18 protein-coding genes are annotated in these 21,585 nt (G+C 71.3%); 10 read left to right on the forward strand and 8 right to left on the reverse strand.

The window, feature by feature from the left end:
- Positions 1-8 precede the first annotated feature (8 nt).
- The 6 genes from AB0927_RS06675 to cimA all read left to right on the forward strand — a co-directional run bounded on the left by AB0927_RS06675 (position 9) and on the right by cimA (position 5,904).
- Positions 9-1,058: an agmatine deiminase family protein gene (locus tag AB0927_RS06675; protein WP_366666447.1), complete on the forward strand. Its 1,050-nt coding sequence runs from the start codon at positions 9-11 to the stop codon at positions 1,056-1,058.
- A 33-nt stretch (positions 1,059-1,091) separates the two neighbouring features.
- A complete protein-coding gene (locus tag AB0927_RS06680; RefSeq protein ID WP_366666448.1) occupies positions 1,092-1,550 on the forward strand; it encodes a nuclear transport factor 2 family protein in 459 nt (152 codons plus the stop codon).
- 9 nt (positions 1,551-1,559) lie between these two features.
- A complete protein-coding gene (locus AB0927_RS06685) occupies positions 1,560-2,054 on the forward strand; it encodes a hypothetical protein (RefSeq protein WP_366666449.1) in 495 nt (164 codons plus the stop codon).
- Complete coding sequence (locus AB0927_RS06690; RefSeq protein WP_366666450.1) at positions 2,051-2,659, forward strand: TetR/AcrR family transcriptional regulator; 609 nt, start codon at positions 2,051-2,053, stop codon at positions 2,657-2,659. The genes AB0927_RS06685 and AB0927_RS06690 overlap by 4 nt, the downstream gene beginning before the upstream one ends.
- A gap of 38 nt (positions 2,660-2,697) precedes the next feature.
- Positions 2,698-4,008 (forward strand): MFS transporter, encoded by a 1,311-nt coding sequence (locus AB0927_RS06695; protein ID WP_366666451.1) that lies wholly within the window; start codon positions 2,698-2,700, stop codon positions 4,006-4,008.
- A 285-nt stretch (positions 4,009-4,293) separates the two neighbouring features.
- Positions 4,294-5,904 (forward strand): citramalate synthase, encoded by a 1,611-nt coding sequence (cimA, locus tag AB0927_RS06700; protein WP_366666452.1) that lies wholly within the window; start codon positions 4,294-4,296, stop codon positions 5,902-5,904.
- A 37-nt stretch (positions 5,905-5,941) separates the two neighbouring features.
- Here the strand turns inward: cimA and AB0927_RS06705 are convergent, their stop codons facing one another.
- From AB0927_RS06705 to AB0927_RS06715, 3 genes are all read right to left on the reverse strand, one after another.
- Positions 5,942-6,544 carry a GPP34 family phosphoprotein gene (locus tag AB0927_RS06705; protein WP_366666453.1) on the reverse strand — a complete coding sequence of 201 codons (603 nt, stop codon included), beginning with the start codon at positions 6,542-6,544 and terminating at the stop codon, positions 5,942-5,944.
- A 23-nt stretch (positions 6,545-6,567) separates the two neighbouring features.
- Positions 6,568-6,876, reverse strand: a complete 309-nt coding sequence (locus AB0927_RS06710; protein WP_366666454.1) for a muconolactone Delta-isomerase family protein — start codon at positions 6,874-6,876, stop codon at positions 6,568-6,570.
- A gap of 83 nt (positions 6,877-6,959) precedes the next feature.
- Complete coding sequence (locus AB0927_RS06715) at positions 6,960-8,825, reverse strand: ricin-type beta-trefoil lectin domain protein (protein ID WP_366666455.1); 1,866 nt, start codon at positions 8,823-8,825, stop codon at positions 6,960-6,962.
- Positions 8,826-8,972: 147 nt separating this feature from the next.
- On the opposite strand from AB0927_RS06715, the gene AB0927_RS06720 reads away from it, so the two are divergent.
- The gene (locus AB0927_RS06720) at positions 8,973-11,990 is read left to right on the forward strand and encodes a glycoside hydrolase family 3 N-terminal domain-containing protein (RefSeq protein WP_366666456.1); all 3,018 of its coding nucleotides are present in this window, start codon (positions 8,973-8,975) and stop codon (positions 11,988-11,990) included.
- Positions 11,991-12,041: 51 nt separating this feature from the next.
- Positions 12,042-13,400, forward strand: coding sequence for a hypothetical protein (locus AB0927_RS06725; protein WP_366666457.1), 1,359 nt, complete (start codon positions 12,042-12,044; stop codon positions 13,398-13,400).
- 157 nt (positions 13,401-13,557) lie between these two features.
- Here the strand turns inward: AB0927_RS06725 and AB0927_RS06730 are convergent, their stop codons facing one another.
- Positions 13,558-14,160 carry a YceI family protein gene (locus AB0927_RS06730; protein WP_366666458.1) on the reverse strand — a complete coding sequence of 201 codons (603 nt, stop codon included), beginning with the start codon at positions 14,158-14,160 and terminating at the stop codon, positions 13,558-13,560.
- A gap of 402 nt (positions 14,161-14,562) precedes the next feature.
- Between AB0927_RS06730 and AB0927_RS06735 the strand changes: the two genes are divergently transcribed.
- Together AB0927_RS06735 and AB0927_RS06740 are read left to right on the forward strand one after the other, a co-directional pair.
- Positions 14,563-16,158: an acyl-CoA carboxylase subunit beta gene (locus AB0927_RS06735; protein ID WP_366666459.1), complete on the forward strand. Its 1,596-nt coding sequence runs from the start codon at positions 14,563-14,565 to the stop codon at positions 16,156-16,158.
- Between the two features lie 50 nt (positions 16,159-16,208).
- A complete protein-coding gene (locus tag AB0927_RS06740) occupies positions 16,209-16,400 on the forward strand; it encodes an acyl-CoA carboxylase subunit epsilon (protein ID WP_366666620.1) in 192 nt (63 codons plus the stop codon).
- A 102-nt stretch (positions 16,401-16,502) separates the two neighbouring features.
- Here the strand turns inward: AB0927_RS06740 and AB0927_RS06745 are convergent, their stop codons facing one another.
- From AB0927_RS06745 to AB0927_RS06760, 4 genes are all read right to left on the reverse strand, one after another.
- On the reverse strand, positions 16,503-17,093 hold the full coding sequence (locus AB0927_RS06745) for an ATP/GTP-binding protein (RefSeq protein WP_085566719.1): 591 nt from the start codon (positions 17,091-17,093) through the stop codon (positions 16,503-16,505).
- Positions 17,074-17,640, reverse strand: a complete 567-nt coding sequence (locus tag AB0927_RS06750; RefSeq protein ID WP_366666460.1) for a DUF742 domain-containing protein — start codon at positions 17,638-17,640, stop codon at positions 17,074-17,076. The genes AB0927_RS06745 and AB0927_RS06750 overlap by 20 nt, the downstream gene beginning before the upstream one ends.
- Before the next feature lie 94 nt (positions 17,641-17,734).
- Positions 17,735-18,148: a roadblock/LC7 domain-containing protein gene (locus AB0927_RS06755; protein WP_030948713.1), complete on the reverse strand. Its 414-nt coding sequence runs from the start codon at positions 18,146-18,148 to the stop codon at positions 17,735-17,737.
- 10 nt (positions 18,149-18,158) lie between these two features.
- Positions 18,159-21,353, reverse strand: a complete 3,195-nt coding sequence (locus AB0927_RS06760; protein WP_366666461.1) for a nitrate- and nitrite sensing domain-containing protein — start codon at positions 21,351-21,353, stop codon at positions 18,159-18,161.
- Between the last annotated feature and the right edge of the window lie 232 nt (positions 21,354-21,585).

Here is a 21,585-nt window from a genome sequence, read left to right on the forward strand (position 1 = left end):
ACCCCCAGATGAGCACCCCCGCCGCCGACGGCTTCCGCATGCCCGCCGAGTGGGCCCCGCACGAGCGCACCTGGATGGCGTGGCCGGGCCCCAACCCCACCTTCGACGACGGCGACGACCTCGCCGCCGCCCGGCGCGCCTGGGCCGCGGTCGCCCGCGCGATCCGCCGCTTCGAACCGGTGACCGTGGTCTGCGGCCCCGGCCGGTCGGCCGAGGCGAGGGCGCTGCTCGGGCCGGGCATCGACACCGTGGAGCGCGAGCTGGACGACGCCTGGATGCGGGACATCGGCCCGACCTTCCTCACCGACGGCCGGGGCGAACTCGCCGCCGTGGACTGGACGTTCAACGGCTGGGGCGCCCAGGAGTGGGCGCGCTGGGAGCACGACGCGAAGATCGGCGCCTATGTGTCCGGCCTCGCGGGCGCGCGGACGTACCCCTCGCGGCTGGTCAACGAGGGCGGCGGGATCCATGTCGACGGCGAGGGCACCGTGCTGCTCACCGAGAGCGTGCAGCTCGGCCCCGAGCGCAACCCGGACTGGACGAGGGAGCGGGTCGAGGCGGAGATCCACGCCCACCTCGGCACCCGCAAGGCGATCTGGCTGCCGCGCGGCCTGACCGCCGACTATCCCCCGCACGGTTACGGCACCCTCGGCCACGTCGACATCGTCGCCGCCTTCGCCCGCCCCGGCGTCGTCGTCGCCCACCACCAGCCGGACCCGGCCCACCCGGACCACGAGGTCACCAAGGAGGTCATCGGCCTGCTCAGGTCCCAGACCGACGCGCACGGCCGCCCCCTGGAGGTCGTGGAGGTCCCCGCGCCGACCGTCCTGGAGGCCGACGGCCACTGGGCCGACTACTCCTACATCAACCACTACCTCTGCAACGGCGGCGTCGTCCTGTGCGCCTTCGACGACCCCCGCGACGAGACCGCCGCCGCGATCTTCGGCCGCCTCTTCCCCGATCGGACCGTCACCCCGGTCGACGCCCGCCGGATCTTCGCGGCCGGCGGCGGCATCCACTGCATCACGCAGCAGCAGCCGAGGTCCCGCCGGGCTTGACCTCAAGGCCGCTTGAGGTCGGAGGCTGAGCACGTGATCACGCAGACTGAACAGACGGAGATCAGCGACCTCGTCGACCGGTACTTCCGGGCGCTGGACGCACGGCGGTTCACGGACGGCTGGGCCGATGGCTTTCTCACCGAGGACATACGCATGCAGACGCCGCTGGGGGCGGCCCGTGGCGCGGATGCCGTCCGCGCCACGGAGGAGGCGCTCAGGCGGTACGAGCGCACGCAGCACATGGCGTCCGGGATCGTCGCCGACATGGACGCCTCGACGGCGCGGGTGTCGTGGAACGCTTTGATGGTCCATGTCCACCACGACGGCATGCTGTTCATGGTGGGCGGGCGCTTCGAGGCTGGGCTCCGGCGGGTCGCCGACGGCTGGCGGTTCAGCCGGATGACCGTGCAGGCGATCTGGACGCAGGGGCAGCCGCCCCTGGGCATCGGGGAACCGGCCGCCCGGCAGCCGTCGGCGACCCGGGTCGGGTAGAACGTACGGGTGAACCTCTTGGTCTGTGTCTGCTGCGGTCATCGGCTCTGCGAGCCGGTCCGGTTGTTGCCCGAGCTGCCCGAGCGCCCCGTGGACACCGGGCGGAAGGACGCCGACGGGATCCGGCAGGCCCCCTCCACCGTGCCGCGGGGGAGCTGTGCGGTGGACCCCGAGCCGTCGGGGACGCCGTTCGTGCCGCACCCCGACCCCGAGTGGGTCGGGGACGCGGTCCCCGGCGTCGCCTTCTCGGACCCCGACGGGCCGGGCTTCCTGATGTCGGCCGGGCCCCGGAACTCCCTGGTGGTGCACCCCGAGGACACCCGCGGCCACCTGCTGGCCGACGACGACTGCCACGACTCCGGCTGCTGCGGACCCACCGGTCAAGAGGGGCCCAATTTCCTGTGCCCGGGGTGCCGGGCGCCGGTGGCGACGCTGTACGCCGAGTGCTACGGGCCGTACGAGACGCACTTCCTGCCCGCCGCCGTCCGGCTGGTGCCCGCATGAGCGAGGGTGCCGCGCCGCGCCGGCGCACCCCCGCCCCGCCCCGCGAGGAACTGCTCGCCGCGGCCATGGGCATGATCGCCGAGCGCGGCCTGGAGAAGCTCACCATGGCGGCGCTCGGCCGTGAGGTCCAGATGAGCAGCGGGCATCTGCTCTACTACTTCCGCTCCAAGGACGAGCTGCTGCTCCAGACCCTGGAGTGGAGCGAGGGACGGCTCGGGGCCGAGCGGAGCCGGCTGCTCGCGGGCCAGGGCCCGGTCCGGGAGCGGCTGGCGGCGTACGTCGACCTGTACGTGCCCGACGGCCACCGCGATCCGCACTGGACCCTGTGGCTGGAGGTCTGGAACCGCTCGCAGAACGCCGACGACGACGCCCGCGCCCGCCAGGCCGCCATCGAGGGGGCCTGGCACCGGGACCTCGTCGCGCTGATCGCCGAGGGGATCTCGCGCGGGGAGTTCCGGCAGGTGGACGCGGACCGCTTCGCCACGCGGGCGCGTGCGCTGCTCGACGGGTTCTCCATCCACGTCGCCATCGGGCTGCGCGGGACGGACCGGGAGCAAGTGCTCGCGCACGTGCGGGAGTTCATCGACGAGGGGCTTGCCATGTAGAGGAATCGACCGCTCCGGCGCCGGGCAGGTACTCGCCCATGGGACTCCAACACTGGAAGCGGATCTGGATCGGCTCGGCGGGGAACATGGTCGAGTGGTTCGACTGGTTCGTGTACGCCAGCTTCGCCACCTACTTCGCCGGGGCGTTCTTCCCGAGCGGGAACCCCACCGCGCAGCTGATGAACACCGCCGGCATCTTCGCCGTCGGGTTCTTCATGCGGCCCGTCGGCGGGTGGCTGCTGGGGCGGGTGGGCGACCGCAGGGGCCGCAAGGCGGCGCTGACGCTGACCGTCACCCTGATGTCGGCCTCGGCGGTGCTGATCGCCGTCGCGCCCACGTACGCCGTCGCCGGGTACGGCGGCGCCCTCGTGCTGCTGGTCGCCCGGCTGCTCCAGGGCCTGTCGGTGGGCGGCGAGTACGCGGCCAGTGCCACCTACCTCACCGAGGCCACCGAAGCGGGCAGGCGCGGCTTCGCCTCCAGCTTCCAGTACGTCTCCATGACCGTCGGCCAGATCATCGGCCTCGGCCTCCAGATCGTGCTCCAGCGCACCATGACCGACTCCGCCCTGCACAGCTACGGCTGGCGCATCCCGTTCGTCGTCGGCGCCCTCGGCGCGGCCGTCGTCTTCTATCTGCGCCGGCACATGCCGGAGAGCGAGGTGTACGACGAGGACGCCTCGGCCGCCGGGGAGCGCGGCACCCTGCGCGCCCTGTGGCGGTACCGGCGCGAGGCGTTCCTCGTCATCGCGCTCACCATGGGCGGCACGGTGGCGTACTACACGTACACCACCTATCTGACCAAGTACCTCTCCAACTCGGCGGGCCTGTCCAAGAACACCGCCACCCTCGTCTCCTTCACCGCGCTGATCGTCTTCGCCGCGCTCCAGCCGCTCGCCGGGGCGCTGTCGGACCGGATCGGGCGGCGGCCGCTGCTGATCACCTTCGCGGTCGGCTCCACCGTCCTGACCGTGCCGGTCATGACCCTGCTGAAGCACGCCGGCGGCTACTGGCCCGCCCTCGGCCTCGCCCTGCTCGCCTTGGTGATCGTCACCGGATACACCTCGATCAACGCCTGTGTGAAGGCGGAGCTGTTCCCCACAGGTGTCCGCTCCTTGGGCGTCGCCCTCCCGTACGCCCTCGCCAACGCCCTCTTCGGCGGCACCGCCGAATACATCGCCCTGTGGTTCAAGAAGGCCGGGATCGAATCCGGTTTCTACTGGTATGTGGCGGGATGTGCGGCTGTGTCGCTCGTCGTGTACGTCACCATGCGGGAGACGAAGGACCTGGACCTGGCCGGAACGCGGGGGGCCGCCGGTGCGGATGAGTCCAGTCTGACGACCGCATCCTGAGACGGGCGGTGAGCCGGGGGCGGCGCTGTGCCAGACTTCCCCCGTGCTTACGTTCGCCACGATTATTGGCAGCAGGCGCGCCGGTCCGCAGTGACCATCTCGTACGACCACGTGCGGGTGGCCACCGTCGTCCTCGACCCGCGCGCAGACCTCTCGCATCCGCGAGGGGTTTTTTCGTTTTACGGCCCACCTTCAGCCGTGAATCGTGCGCGGGGGAGTATTGGGGGGACGGTGGAGCCGGTCATTCCGGTAAGACCGAAGATTCACAACAGGAGCCTTGAGATCATGACCGAGACGGCAACCAACGAGCTCGACGACTCGTTCCACGTCTTCGACACGACGCTGCGCGACGGCGCGCAGCGCGAGGGCATCAACCTGACCGTCGCGGACAAACTCGCCATCGCCCGGCACCTGGACGACTTCGGCGTCGGCTTCATCGAGGGCGGCTGGCCCGGCGCCAACCCCCGTGACACCGAGTTCTTCGCCCGCGCCAAGAACGAGATCGACTTCCGGCACGCCCGACTGGTCGCCTTCGGCGCCACCCGCCGCGCCGGCGCCAAGGCCGCCGAGGACCCCCAGGTCAGGGCGCTGCTGGAGTCCGGGGCGCCGGTGATCACGCTGGTCGCCAAGTCGCACGACCGGCATGTCGAGATGGCGCTGCGCACCACGCTGGACGAGAACCTGGAGATGGTCCGGGACACCGTGTCGTACCTGCGCGAGCAGGGCCGCCGGGTCTTCGTGGACTGCGAGCACTTCTTCGACGGCTACCGCGCGAACCCCGAGTACGCCAAGGCCGTCGTCCGTGCGGCCTCGGAGGCCGGGGCGGACGTGGTGGTGCTGTGCGACACCAACGGCGGCATGCTGCCCGCCCAGGTGCACGCCGTCGTCGCCACCGTGCTCGCCGACACCGGCGCCCGGCTCGGCATCCACGCCCAGGACGACACCGGCTGCGCGGTCGCCAACACCCTGGCCGCCGTCGACGGCGGCGCCACCCACGTGCAGTGCACGGCCAACGGATACGGCGAGCGCGTCGGCAACGCCAACCTGTTCCCCGTGGTCGCCGCCCTGGAGCTGAAGTACGGCAAGAAGGTGCTGCCCGAGGGCCGGCTGCGCGAGATGACCCGGATCTCGCACGCCATCGCCGAGGTCGTCAACCTCACGCCCTCCACCCATCAGCCGTACGTGGGCGTGTCCGCCTTCGCGCACAAGGCCGGGCTGCACGCCTCGGCGATCAAGGTCGACCCGGACCTGTACCAGCACATCGACCCCGCGCAGGTCGGCAACACCATGCGGATGCTGGTCTCCGACATGGCGGGCCGCGCCTCCGTCGAGCTGAAGGGCAAGGAACTCGGCGTCGACCTCGGCGGCGACCGCGAGCTGATCGGCCGGGTCGTCGCCCGCGTCAAGGAGCGCGAGCTCAAGGGCTACACCTACGAGGCCGCCGACGCCTCCTTCGAGCTGCTGCTGCGCGGCGAGGCCGAGGGCAGGGCGCTGAAGTACTTCGACGTCGAGTCCTGGCGGGCGATCGCCGAGGACCGCCCCGACGGCAGCCACGCCAACGAGGCCACGGTCAAGCTGTGGGCCAAGAGCGAGCGCATCGTCGCCACCGCGGAGGGCAACGGCCCGGTCAACGCCCTCGACCGCGCCCTGCGCGTCGCCCTGGAGAAGATCTACCCCCAGCTCGCCGGCCTGGAACTGGTCGACTACCGCGTCCGCATCCTGGAGGGCCGCCACGGCACGTCCTCCACCACCCGGGTCCTCATCTCCACCTCCGACGGCACCGGCGAGTGGTCGACGGTGGGCGTCGCGGAGAACGTCATCGCCGCGTCCTGGCAGGCACTGGAGGACGCCTACACCTACGGTCTGCTGCGGGCCGGCGTGGAACCGGCGGCGTAGCACCCACCGGCCCACCCCGAAGCGGGGTCCGGAGAGGTCAGGGGGCCCGCCAGATGTTGTCGAAGGCGGCGTGTTCGATCCGGCGGCGTTCGCGGACGGCCGTCAGTTCGGTGACCGCGTCGCCGACGGCGGCCAGCACGGTGAGGACCGCGTCGTCGGTGTACTCGGCGCGGTCCGTGCGGTCCTCGCCGATGCCCAGCGGGGCGGCGAGGCCCGCCAGGACGGGCTCGTGGGACCACCAGCGGTCGGCCGCGTGCCGCCGGGCGGGCGTGTCGGCCCGCGCCTCGTCCCCGCCGCGCCGGGGCAGCCAGCGCCGCCGCTCACCGGTGAGCTGACCCGCGCGGTCCAGGGTGTCGTGGTAGGCGGCGGCGAGCCCGCGCCCCCGGCGCCACAGCCAGTCCTCGACCGTCTCGTACGGCTCCTCCCGCACCAGCGCCGCGTCCGCCTCGTCCAGCATCCGGTCACCGGTGGTCAGCACCGGCCCCGGCACCACGCGCTCGCCGTCCAGGGTGAGCGCCCGCGTGCCGAGCAGGTCGATCAGCTCGGCCCCCGCGAGGGCCAGCGACAGGTCGCCCTGCTCGACGGGGCGCTCGCCGGGGACGTCCACGCTGACGAGGAACAGGTCCTGCGGTGTGGTCATGGGGTCTCCAGATCGCCGGGGCGTCAGGCGCGGCCCGGGTCGCTCGGATGGGACTCCAGCGGGGTGACGGTGAGACTCATCCAGGGCCGCAACGGCAGCGTACCGAGCACCTTCTCACGCAGTTCGGCCTCGTCCGCGGCGCGCCACACGCCGAGGCTGCGCCAGCTGCCGGGGCCGGGCCGCTCGCCGGCCGGGCGCCACAGCCGCGACAGATGACCGGCGGCCGCCAGTTCCCCGGCCCGGACGGCCTCGGCGGCCCGCCGCTCGGCCACCTGCTCCTCGGTGGTGCCCTCGGGCACCGAGGTGGTGATGTCGACCAGGAACTCGCGCATGATCCCGCTCCCTCGGCGAGCGACGAACCGGCTGGGGGACGCCGGACTCCCTCATCGTCCCCCAGCCGCCCCGGGGCCGCTCGTCACCGCAGTTGCCACTTCTGGTTGGCCGCCCCGGTGCAGGACCAGATCTGGGCGCGGGCGCCGTTGGCCGAGGAGTTGTCCGTGACGTCCAGGCACTTGTCCGCGGCGAGGTTCACCACGTCATGGGTGGCGGCGTCGTACGACCACCGCTGGGCGCCGGTGCCGTTGCAGTCGTAGAGCTGCACCTTGGCCCCGTCGGCCGTCGAGCCCGAGGTGACGTCCAGGCACTTGCCGAGCGCCTGTACGGAGCCGTCGGGCCGGACGGTCCACTGCTGGGCGGCGGTGCCGTTGCAGTCGTAGAGCTGTACGGCCGTACCGTTGGCGCTCGACGCGCCGGCCACGTCCAGGCACTTGCCGGCGAGGCCCACGAAGGCGCCGCTGGTGGCGCCGCCGCCGGACTGGGTGCCGGACCAGGTGAAGGTGGCGGAGGTCTTGCCGGGCAGCGAGTAAGTGGCGTGCTGGGAGCCCCAGTCGATGGTCACCGTCTGCGCGGCGGAGGAGCCGTTGTAGGCGATCAGCGCCTTGCTGCCGTCCGGGTTGCGCCAGGCCACGTTGGGCACGGTGGTGGAGGCGGTGGAGGCGATCCGCTGGGCGCCGGGCCGTACGAACTTGGTCAGCTGGCCCATGTCGTAGTACTCGACGGTGTAGTCCACGCTCCCGCTCCTCGCGTCCCCGTCGTGCACGGTGACCAGGCCGGTGCAGGTGCCGCAGCCGCCGTTGTGCGGGCCCATGTCCTGGTCCACGGCCAGCGACCACTTGGTCACCGACTTCGCCCAGTTGCGGGTGTAGTCGATGATGTTCGCCATGTCCTCGTGCTGCTGGTCGGCGATCCACGTGCCACCGGAGTGCTCGGTGCCGAAGGCGTCCAGCGAGGGGTACGTGTCGTGGACGGCCGTCTGTTCGGAGACGTCGCCGCCGTAGCCGTGCCAGGCGATGCCGCCGAAGTTGGGGTGGTCGCGGATCGCCGGGTCGTCCACGGACTGGGCGGCGTAGGAGTCGTAGGTGTCCCAGTTCCAGTCGTGCGCGAGGACCTTGGTGCTCAGGCCCGCCGACTGGAGCCGGGGCAGCAGGTCGTTCTTGAGGAAGTAGGCCAGCCCGCTCGCGTTCCAGCTCATCGAGGGGTAGCCGGAGCAGCAGGTCGGCTCGTTCTGCGGGGTCACGTACGAGACGTCGACGCCCTGGTCCCGGTACGCCTGGAGGTACTTGACGAAGTAGGACGCGTAGGCGGCGTAGTCCTCCGCCTTCAGCCAGCCGCCGTTGAGCGAGCCGCTGTCCTTCATCCAGGCCGGGGCGGTCCAGGGCGAGGCCATCACGGTCAGCGAGGGGTTGAGCTGGAGCGCCTGCCGGGTGAGCGGCACCACGTCCGCGAGGTCGTGCGCGATCGAGAAGGCGCTGAGGTCCGGGTCGGTCTGCCCGGAGGGGACGTCGTCGTACGTGTAGCCGTAACGGGCCAGGTCCGAGGCGCCCATCGGGTTGCGCAGGAAGGACAGGCCGATGCCGTCCGTCGGCGAGAACAGCTTGCGCATCGTCGCGTCCCGGGTCGCCTGGGACAGGGCGCCGCCGCTGTTCAGCAGCCAGGCCGCGGTGTCGGTGAACGAGGCGCCGCCACCGGTGAAGGTCTGGTAGCGGGTGTTCTCGTCCACGGTGATGTCGGTGCCGCCACCGCCCGTGCCGGACTGGAAGGCGAACGGCGCCTGTGCTTCGAGGCCGCGCACGACATGGCGTCCGGCGGAGTCGTCGGTGGTGGTGAGCCAGGCGGTGACCTGCTCACCGGCGGCGTGCGCGGGGGGTACGGCCGCGGTGAAGCCGGCGGCGGAGAGCAGCCCGGCCAGCAGCAGCCGGAGTGCGCGGGGGGATCTCCTCATGGTGCGTCGCCCTTCCTCTCGGGTCGACAGAGCGGGCTGACGGGGACCGGCGCAACCGGCCCGTGGTCTTGACGAGTTGGTGAGGCGTCAGTTAACTCACGGCGTGAGCTAAGCCATGAGTGAAACATGAGAGCCGAGGGAAGGTCCATGCGAAGGCCAAGAACCGCCTTGCTCGTCCCCGGGGCCCTGCTCGCCGCCCTGCTGCCCCTGTCCGCCGCGGCGCACGCCGCCGACGATCCGCCGCCGGTGCCCGTCGACCGCTTCGAGGGCGAGGTGCCCTTCGCGTCCCAGCCCGCCGACGGCATCTTCACCTGGGGCGGCGACACCGACGACCCGCCCACGCTGAGCCTCGCCGACCGCGCCGACGCCCCCGAGGGCGCCAAGGTGCTCACCGGCACCTACGACATCAGCGGCTATGGCGGCTTCACCCATGACTTCGCCGCGGACCAGCCCGCCCACGACTGGTCCGCCCACCAGGGCATCCGCTTCTGGTGGGAGGGGCACGACAACGGCAAGAAGATCCCCTTCGAGATCAAGGACGGCGGCGCGAACGGCGAGGCGTCCGAGCTGTGGACGACCTCCTTCACCGACGACTTCACCGGCTGGAAGCAGATCCAGCTCCCCTTCAGCGACTTCGCGTATCGCACCGACTACCAGCCCGTCGGCGGCATCGACCACGTCCTCGGCCTCACGCAGATGTGGGGGTACGCCCTCACGCTGCCGACCGGCCTCAAGGGCCAATTCGCCATGGATGACGTGGAGTTGTACGGCAAGGCCGACCAGGCGCTGCACGCCTCCGTCAGCACCGACGCGCCCGTCTACCCGGTGGTCGAGGGCGGCACCGCCCGGGTGCGGGTCACCCTGGCCACCACCGGCGACAAGCCCGTGGACGCACCGGTGACCGTCACCTACGCCACTGCCGGCGGCACCGCCACCGAGGGCCAGGACTACACCCCGGTCTCCGGCACCCTCACCTTCCCGGCGGGCACCGCCTCGGGCGCCTCGGCGACCGTCGAGGTGCCCACCCGCAAGGACCGGGCGGGCGAGTCCGCCGAGACGATCCCGCTCAAGCTCACGGTGGACGGCGCCAAGGCCCCCGCCGAGACGCCGCAGATCGTCATCGACGCGCACGGACTGCCCTACCTCGACCCGAAGCTGCCGGTGAAGAAGCGGGTCGCGGACCTGCTGTCGCGGATGTCCCTGGCGGAGAAGGCCGGGCAGATGACCCAGGCCGAGCGCGACGGCCTCGCCCCCGGCGACATCGCCTCCTACGACCTCGGCTCGCTCCTGTCCGGCGGCGGCTCCACGCCCACGCCCAACACCGCCGAGGCCTGGGCGAAGATGATCGACGGCTTCCAGCTGCGGGCGCAGGCGACGCGCTTCCAGATCCCGCTGATCTACGGCGTGGACGCGGTGCACGGCCACAACAACCTCTACGGCGCCACGGTCATGCCGCACAACATCGGCCTCGGCGCCACCAGGGACCCTCAACTCGCCGAGCAGACCGGCGCGGTGACCGCCGCCGAGGTGCGCGCGACCGGCGTCCCCTGGGACTTCGCGCCCTGCGTGTGCGTGAGCCGCGACGAACGCTGGGGCCGCTCCTACGAGTCCTTCGGCGAGGACCCGGCGCTCGTGGAGTCCATGGAGACGGTGATCCAGGGCCTCCAGGGCCGCGCGGACGGCAGTGACCTCAGCCGCGACGACAAGGTCCTCGCCACCGCCAAGCACTTCGTCGGTGACGGCGGCACCGCCTACGGCTCCTCCACCACCGGCACCTACACCATCGACCAGGGTGTCACCACCGTCACCCGGCAGCAGCTGGAGGACATCCACCTGGCGCCGTACAAGACCGCCGTCCAGCGCGGCATCGGCACCGTCATGCCGTCGTTCTCCTCCCTCGACATCACCGGCGACGGCAAGGGCGCGGTCAAGATGCACGCCCGCGGCGACATGATCAACGGCGAGCTGAAGGGCCGGATGGGCTTCGACGGCTTCGTCATCAGCGACTGGAACGCCATCGACCAGCTCCCCGGCGACTACGCGAACCACGTCCGCACGGCCGTGAACGCGGGCGTCGACATGATGATGGTGCCGTACTCGTACAAGGACTTCAGCGGCACGCTCGTCGACGAGGTGAAGGCGGGCCGGGTCACCGAGGCGCGGATCGACGACGCCGTCTCCCGCATCCTCACCCAGAAGTTCGAGCTGGGCCTGTTCGAGCACCCGTACGCCGACACCAGCGGCGCCGCCGACATCGGCTCCCCGGCCCACCGCGCCGTCGCCCGCAAGGCGGCCGCCGAGTCGCAGGTGCTGCTCAAGAACAGCGGCGGGCTGCTGCCGCTGAAGAAGAGCGAGAAGGTCTACGTCGCCGGGTCCAACGCCGACGACATCGGCAACCAGACCGGCGGCTGGACCCTCACCTGGCAGGGCGCCTCGGGCGACACCGTCCCCGGCACCACCATCCTCCAGGGCATGCGGCAGGCCGGCGGGGACGTCACGTACTCCAAGGACGCCTCCGCCCCGACCGGCGGGTACGACGTCGGCGTGGTCGTCGTCGGCGAGACCCCCTACGCCGAGGGCGTCGGCGACGTCGGCAACGGCCACTCGCTGTCCCTGTCGGCGGCCGACCAGGCGGCGGTGGACAAGGTGTGCGGCGCCATGAAGTGCGTGGTGCTGATCGTCTCCGGCCGGCCCCAGCTCATCGGCGACCGGCTCGGCGAGATCGACTCCCTGGTGGCCTCGTGGCTGCCCGGCACCGAGGGCGAGGGCGTCGCCGACGTCCTCTACGGCGACCGCCCCTTCACCGGACAGCTCCCGGTCACCTGGCCGAAGTCCGAGTCCCAGCTGCCGATCAACGTGGGCGACGCGTCGTACGACCCCCAGTTCCCCTACGGGTGGGGCCTGACCACCGGCACCACGGTGCCGCGCGCCGACGCGGGCACGTGGAAGTCGCTGGCCGCGCGGGCCGCGGCGGCGGAGCGGCGCGGTGACCGGCACACCGGTCAGGACCTGGTCACCCAGGCCCGGCTGCTGGTCCAGCAGCGGGCGGGGGAGCGGATGACGGCGGCCGTGGCGAAGCCCTTCGCCGACGCGGACCACCTGCTGCTGACCGGCAAGTACGGGCAGGCGGTGGAGAAGCTGACGGAGGCGTACCGGGCGGCCTGACCGGTTCGCTCTGAGTCACCCTTTGCGGGGGGCTTCGGGTAGCGTCGAGACATGAAGGCCCTCCCGCGGACCCGAAGCCTCTCCGTCCTGCTGTTCGCCGTGCTCGCCCTGCTCCTGGCGACCGGCCTCGCGCCCGGGGCGAGCGCGGACACCGGTACCTCCGCGATCGCCCGCGCCCTGCGCTCCGGCCCGGTCTACGTGGACCCGGCGGCGTCCGCCCAGCTCTCCCGGGCGGACGCCGACGCGCTGGCGAAACGGATCAAGGACGCGAACAAACCGCTGTTCATCGCGGTCCTCCCGGCCGGCTACCCCACCGCGAACCTCTTCTCGGACCTGCGCGCCGCCACCGGCATCACCGGCCTGTACGGCATCCGCCTCGGCGACCGCTTCGACGCCCGCGCCGACGCCTCCGTCATGTCGCCGACCGCCCGCCAGAACCTGGTGAGCAGCGTCCGCGGCGAGGACGCGAAGGCCCAGCTCACCGACTTCACCGACCGCGCCCTGGCCAACATGGGCGGCCACGCCCCGCGCAGCTGGCACGCGGCGGACGGCGGGGGCGGCTCCGGCGCGGGCCTGATCGCGGTCGCCGCGGTGCTGGTGGCGGGCGGCGCGGGCGCGTACGCGCTGGTGCGGCGGGGCCGGCGGCGGCGCGCGGCGGAACAGCGGGCCGCGCTGGACCGGCTGCGGGTGGTGGTGGACGAGGACATCACCGCGTTCGGGGAGGAACTCGACCGCCTCGACTTCCATCCGGCCGAACCCGGCGCCGACGACGCGATGCGCGCCGACTACGAGCGCGCCCTGGACGCCTACGAGACCGCGAAGCAGCGGATGGCCGAGGCGGCCAGGCCGGAGGACGTCCGCCCGGTCACCCAGGCACTGGAGGACGGGCGCTTCTCCCTCGCCCAGCTTGCCGCCCGCCGGGAGGGCCGCCCGCTGCCCGAGCGCCGCCCGCCCTGCTTCTTCGACCCCCGCCACGGCCCCTCGGTCGCCGACGCCGCCTGGACCCCGCCCGGCGGCGCCCCGCGCGAGGTCCCGGTCTGCGCCGCCGACGCCACCCGCCTCGCCGACGGCCACGACCCCGCGGTCCGCGAGGTCGACACCGAGTACGGCCGCCGCCCCTACTGGGACGCCGGCCCCGCCTACGGCCCCTGGGCCGGCGGCTACTTCGGCGGCGGCATCCTCCCCGGCCTGCTCTTCGGCACCGTGCTGGGCAGCATGATGTCCACCCCGTCCTACGCGGCCGACTACGGCGTCGGCTACGGCGACTTCAGCGACTACCAGGGCGGCGACGTCTCCGGCACCGACTTCGACCCCGACGACTTCGGCGGCGGCTTCGGCGACGGCGGCGATTTCGGCGGGGGCGGCGACTTCGGGGGCGGGGGCGACTTCGGGGGCGGCTTCGGCAACTGAGCCGCGCGGCCCTGGGTGACGAGGTGCGCGACGCCGGTCGCCTGACCGAGTCTGCCCGGACGGCCGGGCGCGACACCCGCGAAACGCGAGAGCGTGCCCGGCATCCCCTGGTCCAGGGGCGCCGGGCACGCTCGGATGCGGAGGTGCCGCCGACGGGTCACGCGTTCTTGATCGCGGAGACGTCGAAGTTCAGCTTGATCTTGTCGGAGACCAGGACACCGCCCGTCTCCAGCGCGGCGTTCCAGGTCAGGCCCCACTCGGAGCGCAGCAGCTCGGTCTTGCCCTCGAAGCCGGCGCGCTCGTTGCCGAAGGGGTCCTTGGCGACGCCGTTGAACTCCAGGTCGATGCTGATCTGCCGGGTGACGCCGAGCAGGGAGAGGTCGCCGGTGATGCGGTAGTCGTCGCCGCCCAGGGACTCCGCCTTGGTGGAGCGGAAGGTCATCGCCGGGAACTCGTCGATCTTGAAGAAGTCGGCCGACTTCAGGTGGCCGTCACGGTCGGCGTTGCCGGTGTCGATGCTCGCCATCTCGATGTCCAGGGTGGCGGTCGAGTTGGCCGGATTCTGCCCGTCCAGGTGGAGGCTGCCGGTGAACTCCTGGAAACTGCCCCGCACGTTGGTGACCATCGCGTGGCGGGCCACGAACTCGATCGTGGTGTGCGCGGGGTCGATCGTGTAGTCGCCGGTCAGCGCGGCCAGCTCGGGGCCGGCGGCCTGCGCGGCGGTGGCGGTCGTGTTGTCCTTGCGGCTGAAGATGCCCATGGTGTCCTCCGGGAGCCATTCTGTTTAACGTTCAACGAACCCTGCCACTCACACGGTAGACCCATTCTGTTTAGATTTCAACATCATCCGCAGCGTGGTGTGTCAATGACTGAAAGTCACCGTGGCGTACGGGTCGGGAGATGCCCGGTACCGTGGGGGCGGGTCGCGGCGGAGGGGCCGTCCGAGGGGTGCCGTCACTCCAGGGATGGCATGCGCGTTCCCACTAATGCGGGATGGTCCCCTGTCGGTACCTTTGTGGCATCCCTACAACGCAAGCCGCCTCTGAGCAGTCGGAACGGCTGCACGCCGCCGTGGTTCTGTTCACTGGTACCAGGAAAACGGGCCGGAGACTGTACGGAGTCGACGGCTCGCTTTCCTTGATGTCCTTCGTAAGGTCGCTACATGACCGTTTTGGAAGAGACGACGGGTGAGCCGACCGGCGAGCCGACGGACGCGCGCGGACGGGTCGCCGAACTGCACGACATCCGTGCGCGGGCCGTGGCCGGCCCGAGCGAGAAGGCGACCGCGGCGCAGCACGCCAAGGGCAAGCTGACGGCACGGGAGCGGATCGAGCTGCTCCTGGACCCGGGGTCCTTCCAGGAGGTCGAGCAGCTGCGCCGGCACCGGGCGACCGGGTTCGGGCTGGAGGCGAAGAAGCCGTACACCGACGGTGTGATCACCGGCTGGGGCACGGTGGAGGGCCGCACGGTCTTCGTCTACGCGCACGACTTCCGGATCTTCGGCGGCGCGCTGGGCGAGGCCCACGCCACCAAGATCCACAAGATCATGGACATGGCCATCGCGGCCGGCGCGCCCCTGGTCTCCCTGAACGACGGCGCCGGCGCCCGCATCCAGGAGGGCGTCAGCGCCCTCGCCGGCTACGGCGGCATCTTCCAGCGCAACACGAAGGCCTCGGGTGTCATCCCGCAGATCTCCGTCATGCTGGGCCCTTGCGCGGGCGGCGCGGCCTACTCGCCGGCCCTCACGGACTTCGTCTTCATGGTCCGCGAGACCTCGCAGATGTTCATCACCGGACCGGACGTGGTCAAGGCGGTGACGGGCGAGGAGATCACCCAGAACGGCCTGGGCGGCGCGGACGTGCACGCCGAGACCTCCGGCGTCTGCCACTTCGCGTACGACGACGAGGAGACCTGCATCGCGGAGGTGCGTTACCTCCTGTCGCTGCTGCCGCAGAACAACCGCGAGAACCCGCCGCGCGTGGCGTCCTCCGACCCGGCCGACCGCCGCTCGGACGTGCTCCTCGACCTGGTCCCGGCCGACGGGAACCGGCCGTACGACATGGCCAAGGTCATCGAGGAGATCGTCGACGACGGCGAGTACCTGGAGGTCCACGAGCGCTGGGCCCGCAACATCATCTGTGCCCTGGCCCGCCTCGACGGCCAGGTGGTCGGCATCATCGCCAACCAGCCGCAGGTCCTCGCGGGCGTACTGGACATCGAGGCGAGCGAAAAAGCTGCGCGCTTTGTCCAGATGTGTGACGCTTTCAATGTTCCGATCGTGACCTTCCTGGACGTGCCCGGGTTCCTCCCCGGTGTCGACCAGGAGCACGGCGGAATCATCCGGCACGGCGCGAAGCTGCTGTACGCCTACTGCAACGCCACCGTGCCGAGGATCTCGCTCATCCTGCGCAAGGCGTACGGAGGTGCCTACATCGTCATGGACTCCCAGTCGATCGGCGCCGACCTGACCTACGCCTGGCCCACGAACGAGATCGCCGTGATGGGCGCGGACGGCGCGGCCAACGTCATCTTCCGCCGCCAGATCGCCGAGGCGGAGGACCCCGAGGCCATGCGGGCGCGGATGGTCAAGGAGTACAAGTCCGAGCTGATGCACCCGTACTACGCCGCCGAGCGCGGCCTGGTCGACGACGTCATCGACCCGGCCGAGACCCGCGAGGTGCTGGTGAAGTCGCTGGCGATGCTGCAGACCAAGCACGCCGACCTCCCGTCCCGCAAGCACGGCAACCCCCCGCAGTAACCGAGCGGACCTCTCTCTTACGGAGACTCACACCCATGAGCCCTGCACCCATGAGCACTGCCGACATCCGCGTCGAGAAGGGCCACGCCGACCCCGAGGAGGTCGCCGCCATCACGGCCGTCCTGCTCGCCCGCGCCGCGGCCCGCCCCGAGCCCACCCGCCACCGCTCCCACCCCAAGGCCGGCTGGCGCCGCCTGGACCGCGAGCCCGGCTTCCGCGCCCCGCACAGCTGGCACGGCTGAACCGAGCGGACATGAAGAAGGGCCCCTCCAGGAGGGGCCCTTCTTCATGCGCCCCGTCAGGGGCGCGGAGCTGGGGCCTCTCCATCGGAAAGGCCCTGGAGCTCAGCGCAGTCGCGCCATCAGCGCGTGCTCCACCAGCGTGATGAGCGTCGACTTCGCGTCGGCGCGGTGCCGGGCGTCGGTGGTGATGATCGGGGTGTCGGGCCCGATCTGGAGCGCCTCGCGCACCTCGTCCGGGTTGTAGGGCTGGTTGCCGTCGAAGCCGTTGAGGGCGATGACGAACGGCAGGCCGCTGTTCTCGAAGTAGTCGACGGCCGGGAAGCAGTCGGCGAGCCTGCGGGTGTCGACGAGGACGACGGCGCCGATGGCGCCGCGTACGAGGTCGTCCCACATGAACCAGAAGCGGTCCTGACCCGGCGTACCGAAGAGGTACAGGATGAGGTCCTGGTCCAGGGTGATGCGGCCGAAGTCCATGGCCACCGTGGTGGTGGTCTTGTCCCCGGTGTGGGTGAGGTCGTCGATGCCGGCCGACGCGGACGTCATGACGGCCTCTGTGCGCAGCGGGTTGATCTCCGAGACGGCGCCGACGAACGTGGTCTTGCCCACGCCGAAGCCGCCCGCCACCACGATCTTCGCGGAGGTGGTGGAGCGACTCTGAGAAACCGGCCCTCCGCTAGAGCTTGCGAAGTCCACTGAGCACCCTTTCGAGCAGTGTCACGTCTGGCTGGCCACCGGCGTTCTCGTCGCCGCCGGGCTGATGGATGGCGACCAGGCCCGCCTCCGCCAAGTCGGCGACGAGGATCCTGGCCACGCCGAGGGGGATCGTCAGCAGGGCCGAGACCTCGGCCACCGACTTGATCTCCCGGCACAGATTGCAGATCCGCTGATGCTCGGGCAGTTGGCCCTGCATCTGGTGCGGAGCAGCGGTGGTGTGCACCAGTGCCTCGATGGCGAGCTGGTAGCGCGGGCGGGTCCGGCCGCCGGTCATGGCGTACGGACGCACCAGGGGGTTGTTCGCGGCCGCGGGCGCCGGCTCGGGGCGGCGCTGCGGCTGGACCGGCTGGATACGCGGGGCCGGCGGCTGGTCGTACGGCGAGGGGCCGGGGCCCTGCGGGGCGTACGGCTGCCGGTGCTGGGGTGCGGAGGGGAATTCGTACGGGTTCGCCGAGCCGTCGCCGTGGCCCTGGGCAGGGCCGTACGACCAATTGCCCGAGGGCGAACCTCCTGGGGGTGTTGCCACTTTCTCCTCCTCCGACTGCGTCGGGCACCCATCCGTGTGGAGCCGCGTCCCGAAACCTTACGGCCCCGGGACACGAATACGCACCGTCCGATTACTAGTTGAGAAGGCTGCCCTGGAGCTCCGCGCGGAGATCCGGGGTGAGGACCGTGCCCGCCCGGTCCACCAGCAGGGCCATCTCGTACCCGATGAGGCCGATGTCCGCTTCCGGGTGGGCCAGGACCGCGAGGGACGATCCGTCCGAGATGGACATCAGGAAGAGGAATCCCCGCTCCATCTCCACAACCGTCTGGTTGACGCTGCCGCCCTCGAAGATGCGCGAGGCACCGGCGGTCAGCGAGGTCAGACCGGAGGCGACGGCCGCGAGCTGGTCGGCGCGGTCACGGGGGAACCCTTCGGACATCGCCAGAAGGAGTCCGTCGGCGGAGACCACCACGGTGTGGGACACCCCCGGGGTGTTGTCCACGAAGTTGGTGATCAACCAGTTCAGGTTCTGTGCCGCCTGGCTCATCGGGCTCACACTAACGCTCCTGGTTGTAGGTGCTGTCAGGACCACTGTGTTGATTCCCAGTGGCCTGGCCGTTCGTTTCACTGCCTGCGCCGCGTCCGCGCTGGACGCCCCGGCGCAGGTTGCTCAGCCTGCCCCGGACGTCCTCCGGGGCGCGGGAGACCTGGGGGCCTCCCTGAGGGGTGGTCTCGGCGCTGCCCTCGACCAGGTTGGCCTTGGGCACCCGCCGCGGCAGCCCGGAGGCGGTGACCCCGCCTGCCTTGGGCTTGCGCAGCTGGGAAGCCTGCTGCCAGCGCTCGTCGTTCGCCGAACGCCAGTCGCCGTCACCGTTGTTCCCCGGTGCCGAAGCCGGCGTCTCCTGCCGCGCGGGGCCCGCGTCCTCAAAACCGCCCGTGGCGGAGCCCCGGCGGGGCAGCCCGGCGTCGGTCAGCGCGTGCGCCGCCGGTGCGGCCGCTCCCGGACTGTCGAAGCCTACGCGGTTCTGCTCACTCGCGTCGGCCGGCGCGGATTCCGTTTCCGGAGCGTAATGGGCCGGGTAACCGTTCTGATAAGCGTTCTGCTGCTGCCAGTCACCCTGGTAGGCGGGCTCCGCATAGCCGCCCTGGGCGTAACCGCCGCCCGCCGAGTAGCCCTCCGCGCCCGGCACTTCGCCGTTCTGGGGGTAGAACTGGCCGTCGTACGACTGCTCGTAGGAGGCGGACGGCGTCTCCGTGTACGGCTCCTGGTACGCCTGCTCCTGGTACGCGCTCTCCTCGTACGACTGCTGCTGAGGCTGCTGCGGCTGCTCGTGGTAACCGGTGCTCTGGCCGTCGAAGAGCGGTTCCGCATAGGTCTCCGCGGTGTCGTGCCGCGGCTCGGCCGGCTGCTGGCCGTGGGCCTGCGCCTCCAGGGCGGCCCGGCGCTCCTCGCGGAGCAGGGAGCGGCCGACCGGGTCCAGATCGCGGAGGTCGTCGGGGATCTCGGTGTACTGGCTGTCGTCGAAGCCGAGTTCGGCCGCGGTGCGCAGCGGCTGCGCGTCCGTGTGCTCCGCCCGGAACTGCTGCTCCGGGATGATCTGCGAGACCGTGAACTCCTCGCGGTCCAGCGCGGTGTCGCCGCCACCGCCGTGTGTGATCGCGTCCGGCAGCATGACCAGGGAGGTGGTGCCCGCCTGCTCGCCCGAGGGGCGGAGCTGGACCCGGATGCCGTGCCGGTCGGACAGCCGGCCGACCACGAACAGGCCCATGCGCTGGGAGATCGCGGCGTCCACGGTCGGCGGGTTGGCCAGCTTGTGGTTGATGTCCGCGAAGTCCTCGGCGGTCAGACCGATGCCCTTGTCGTGGATCTCGACCATGACGCGGCCGTCGGGCAGCCGGGTCGCGGTGACCCTGACCTTGGTCTGCGGCGAGGAGAACGTCGTGGCGTTCTCCAGCAGCTCGGCGAGCAGGTGCACGAGGTCGGTGACGGCACGGCCGTGGATCTCGGCCTCCGGCACCCCGGACAGCTCGATGCGCTCGTACTGCTCCACCTCGGAGGAGGCGGCGCGCAGCACGTCCACCAGCGGGACCGGCTGGTCCCAGCGGCGGCCGGGCTCCTCGCCCGCGAGGACCAGGAGGTTCTCGCCGTTGCGGCGCATACGGGTGGCCAGGTGGTCCAGCTTGAAGAGGTTCTCCAGCTGGTCCGGGTCGGCCTCGTTGTTCTCCAGGTCGGTGATCAGGGTCAGCTGGCCCTCGATCAGCGACTGGTTGCGGCGCGAGAGGTTGGTGAAGATCGCGTTGATGTTGCCCCGCAGCAGGGCCTGCTCGGAGGCGAGCCGGACCGCCTCGCGGTGCACCTGGTCGAAGGCGCGGGCGACCTCGCCGATCTCGTCCTTGGTGTGGATCGGGATCGGGGCCACCCGGGTGTCGACCCGGCCGGGGTCGGTGCGCGACAACTGGTCGACCAGCATCGGCAGGCCCTGCTCGGCGATGCCGAAGGCGGCGTTGCGCAGCCGGCGCATCGAGCGGCTCATCTGCCGGGCGACCGCACCGGCCAGGAAGAAGGCGAGCAGCAGGGCGAGCAGCACGGCGGCACCGGTGATGATCGCGGACGTCCGGGCGTCGTCGGCGATGCCGGACGCCTCGTTCAGCGCCTTGTCGGCCATGTCCGACTCGATCGTGCGGTACGCCTTGTACTTCAGCGTGTTGACCGCGAACCAGTTGTCGGCGGTGACGCCGCCCGCGGCGAGCACGTCACGGGAGGCCGGGCTGGTGTCCTTCAGGGTGGCCAGCTCCGAGACCATGGTGTTCGGGTTGGCCGGCGGGGGCACGTAGTTCGGGTTGCTCCGCTTGGCCTGCGCGGCCTCGGACTTGGCGTCCGCCAGGATCTTCTTCTGCGCGTCGGCCAGCACCTGCGAGTCGGCCGCGGTGCCACCGCCCTGGTACTCCTCGACCGCGATGCGCTCAAGGTAGGCGTACGAGGCCAGCGAGACCCGCTGGGTGGAGAGGTTCGGCGCGTCCGGGCCCGGCTTGACCAGCAGGTGCGTGCCGATGGAACGCTCCAGCGACAGCGCCGCCTTGGCCAGCGACATGGCGTAGATGGTGCGGCCGTACGACGTGATGTTGCCGGTGCCCAGACCGAGTTCGTTGGAGAAGTCGGAGAGCGGGTGGGCGACCTCGACGTAGCGCTCCTCGGTCTGCACGCCGGTGAGCCTGGAGGTGTAGGCGGTCTTGCGCAGTTCCTGGATCTCGGGCTCGGCCTTGCGGAACAGCTTCAGCCGGCGCTCCAGACTGGGCGTGTGCGGCATGCTCTTCGTCGCCCGGTCGAAGTCCGCGGCGGCCTCGTCGGTGGCCTTGCGCGCGTCGGCGATCGTCGCCTTGCTCTTGGCGTCCGTCTTGTTCAGCAGGAGCGGCTCGGCGGTGATGTCGCGCTCGTTCTCCACCGCGTCCGCGTAGACCAGGGCGGCGCGCACCAGCCGGGCGGTGTTCTCGGCGTCGCGGGCCTGCTGCCAGGTCTCGATCGAGCTGTTCACCTGGATGCCGCCCATGACGAGACCGACGGCGGCGGGTATCAGCAGGATCGCGTTCAGTCGGGTGGGCACCCGCCAGTTGCGCGGGGAGAAACGGCCGCCGCCCGGCGCGGGAGTGTCCGCCGGCTGGGCACCGGGCACCGGGGCGGGCGCCGCAGCGCGCGACGGCGGGGTGAAGTTACCCCGCGCCGACGGCTCGGGACCGCTCTTGCTTCGCCTCACTCGACCAACAACCTCTCGGCGGTCGGCACCTACGTCGTGCCGCAGTCTTTCAGAGCCCGTTTCGCCAACGACGACGCTGTACGTCTTTGACCATGGGGCAGTTCAGGCATTCCAGCACGCGGACCAGCGCACTTCCAAACAGTGGAAACTCTGTGACGGCTCGGCCGCCGACCGCAGATAAAACGGTCATAAAGAGCGAGCCCCGCCAAAAGACGGGGCAATCGTGCGCGCA

The organism is Streptomyces sp. NPDC048106 (assembly GCF_040706415.1).
Lineage (GTDB): Bacteria > Actinomycetota > Actinomycetes > Streptomycetales > Streptomycetaceae > Streptomyces.

What these genes read in the sequence shown, in the direction of transcription:
- AB0927_RS06690 (WP_366666450.1), top strand. Translation starts at nt 2,051, where the DNA reads ATGAGCGAGGGTGCCGCGCCGCGCCGGCGCACCCCCGCCCCGCCCCGC.
- AB0927_RS06725 (WP_366666457.1), top strand. Translation starts at nt 12,042, where the DNA reads ATGAAGGCCCTCCCGCGGACCCGAAGCCTCTCCGTCCTGCTGTTCGCC.
- AB0927_RS06705 (WP_366666453.1), bottom strand. Translation starts at nt 6,544, where the DNA reads ATGACCACACCGCAGGACCTGTTCCTCGTCAGCGTGGACGTCCCCGGC.
- cimA (WP_366666452.1), top strand. Translation starts at nt 4,294, where the DNA reads ATGACCGAGACGGCAACCAACGAGCTCGACGACTCGTTCCACGTCTTC.
- AB0927_RS06695 (WP_366666451.1), top strand. Translation starts at nt 2,698, where the DNA reads ATGGGACTCCAACACTGGAAGCGGATCTGGATCGGCTCGGCGGGGAAC.
- AB0927_RS06720 (WP_366666456.1), top strand. Translation starts at nt 8,973, where the DNA reads ATGCGAAGGCCAAGAACCGCCTTGCTCGTCCCCGGGGCCCTGCTCGCC.
- AB0927_RS06735 (WP_366666459.1), top strand. Translation starts at nt 14,563, where the DNA reads ATGACCGTTTTGGAAGAGACGACGGGTGAGCCGACCGGCGAGCCGACG.
- AB0927_RS06755 (WP_030948713.1), bottom strand. Translation starts at nt 18,148, where the DNA reads ATGAGCCAGGCGGCACAGAACCTGAACTGGTTGATCACCAACTTCGTG.
- AB0927_RS06740 (WP_366666620.1), top strand. Translation starts at nt 16,209, where the DNA reads ATGAGCACTGCCGACATCCGCGTCGAGAAGGGCCACGCCGACCCCGAG.
- AB0927_RS06675 (WP_366666447.1), top strand. Translation starts at nt 9, where the DNA reads ATGAGCACCCCCGCCGCCGACGGCTTCCGCATGCCCGCCGAGTGGGCC.
- AB0927_RS06710 (WP_366666454.1), bottom strand. Translation starts at nt 6,876, where the DNA reads ATGCGCGAGTTCCTGGTCGACATCACCACCTCGGTGCCCGAGGGCACC.
- AB0927_RS06730 (WP_366666458.1), bottom strand. Translation starts at nt 14,160, where the DNA reads ATGGGCATCTTCAGCCGCAAGGACAACACGACCGCCACCGCCGCGCAG.
- AB0927_RS06715 (WP_366666455.1), bottom strand. Translation starts at nt 8,825, where the DNA reads ATGAGGAGATCCCCCCGCGCACTCCGGCTGCTGCTGGCCGGGCTGCTC.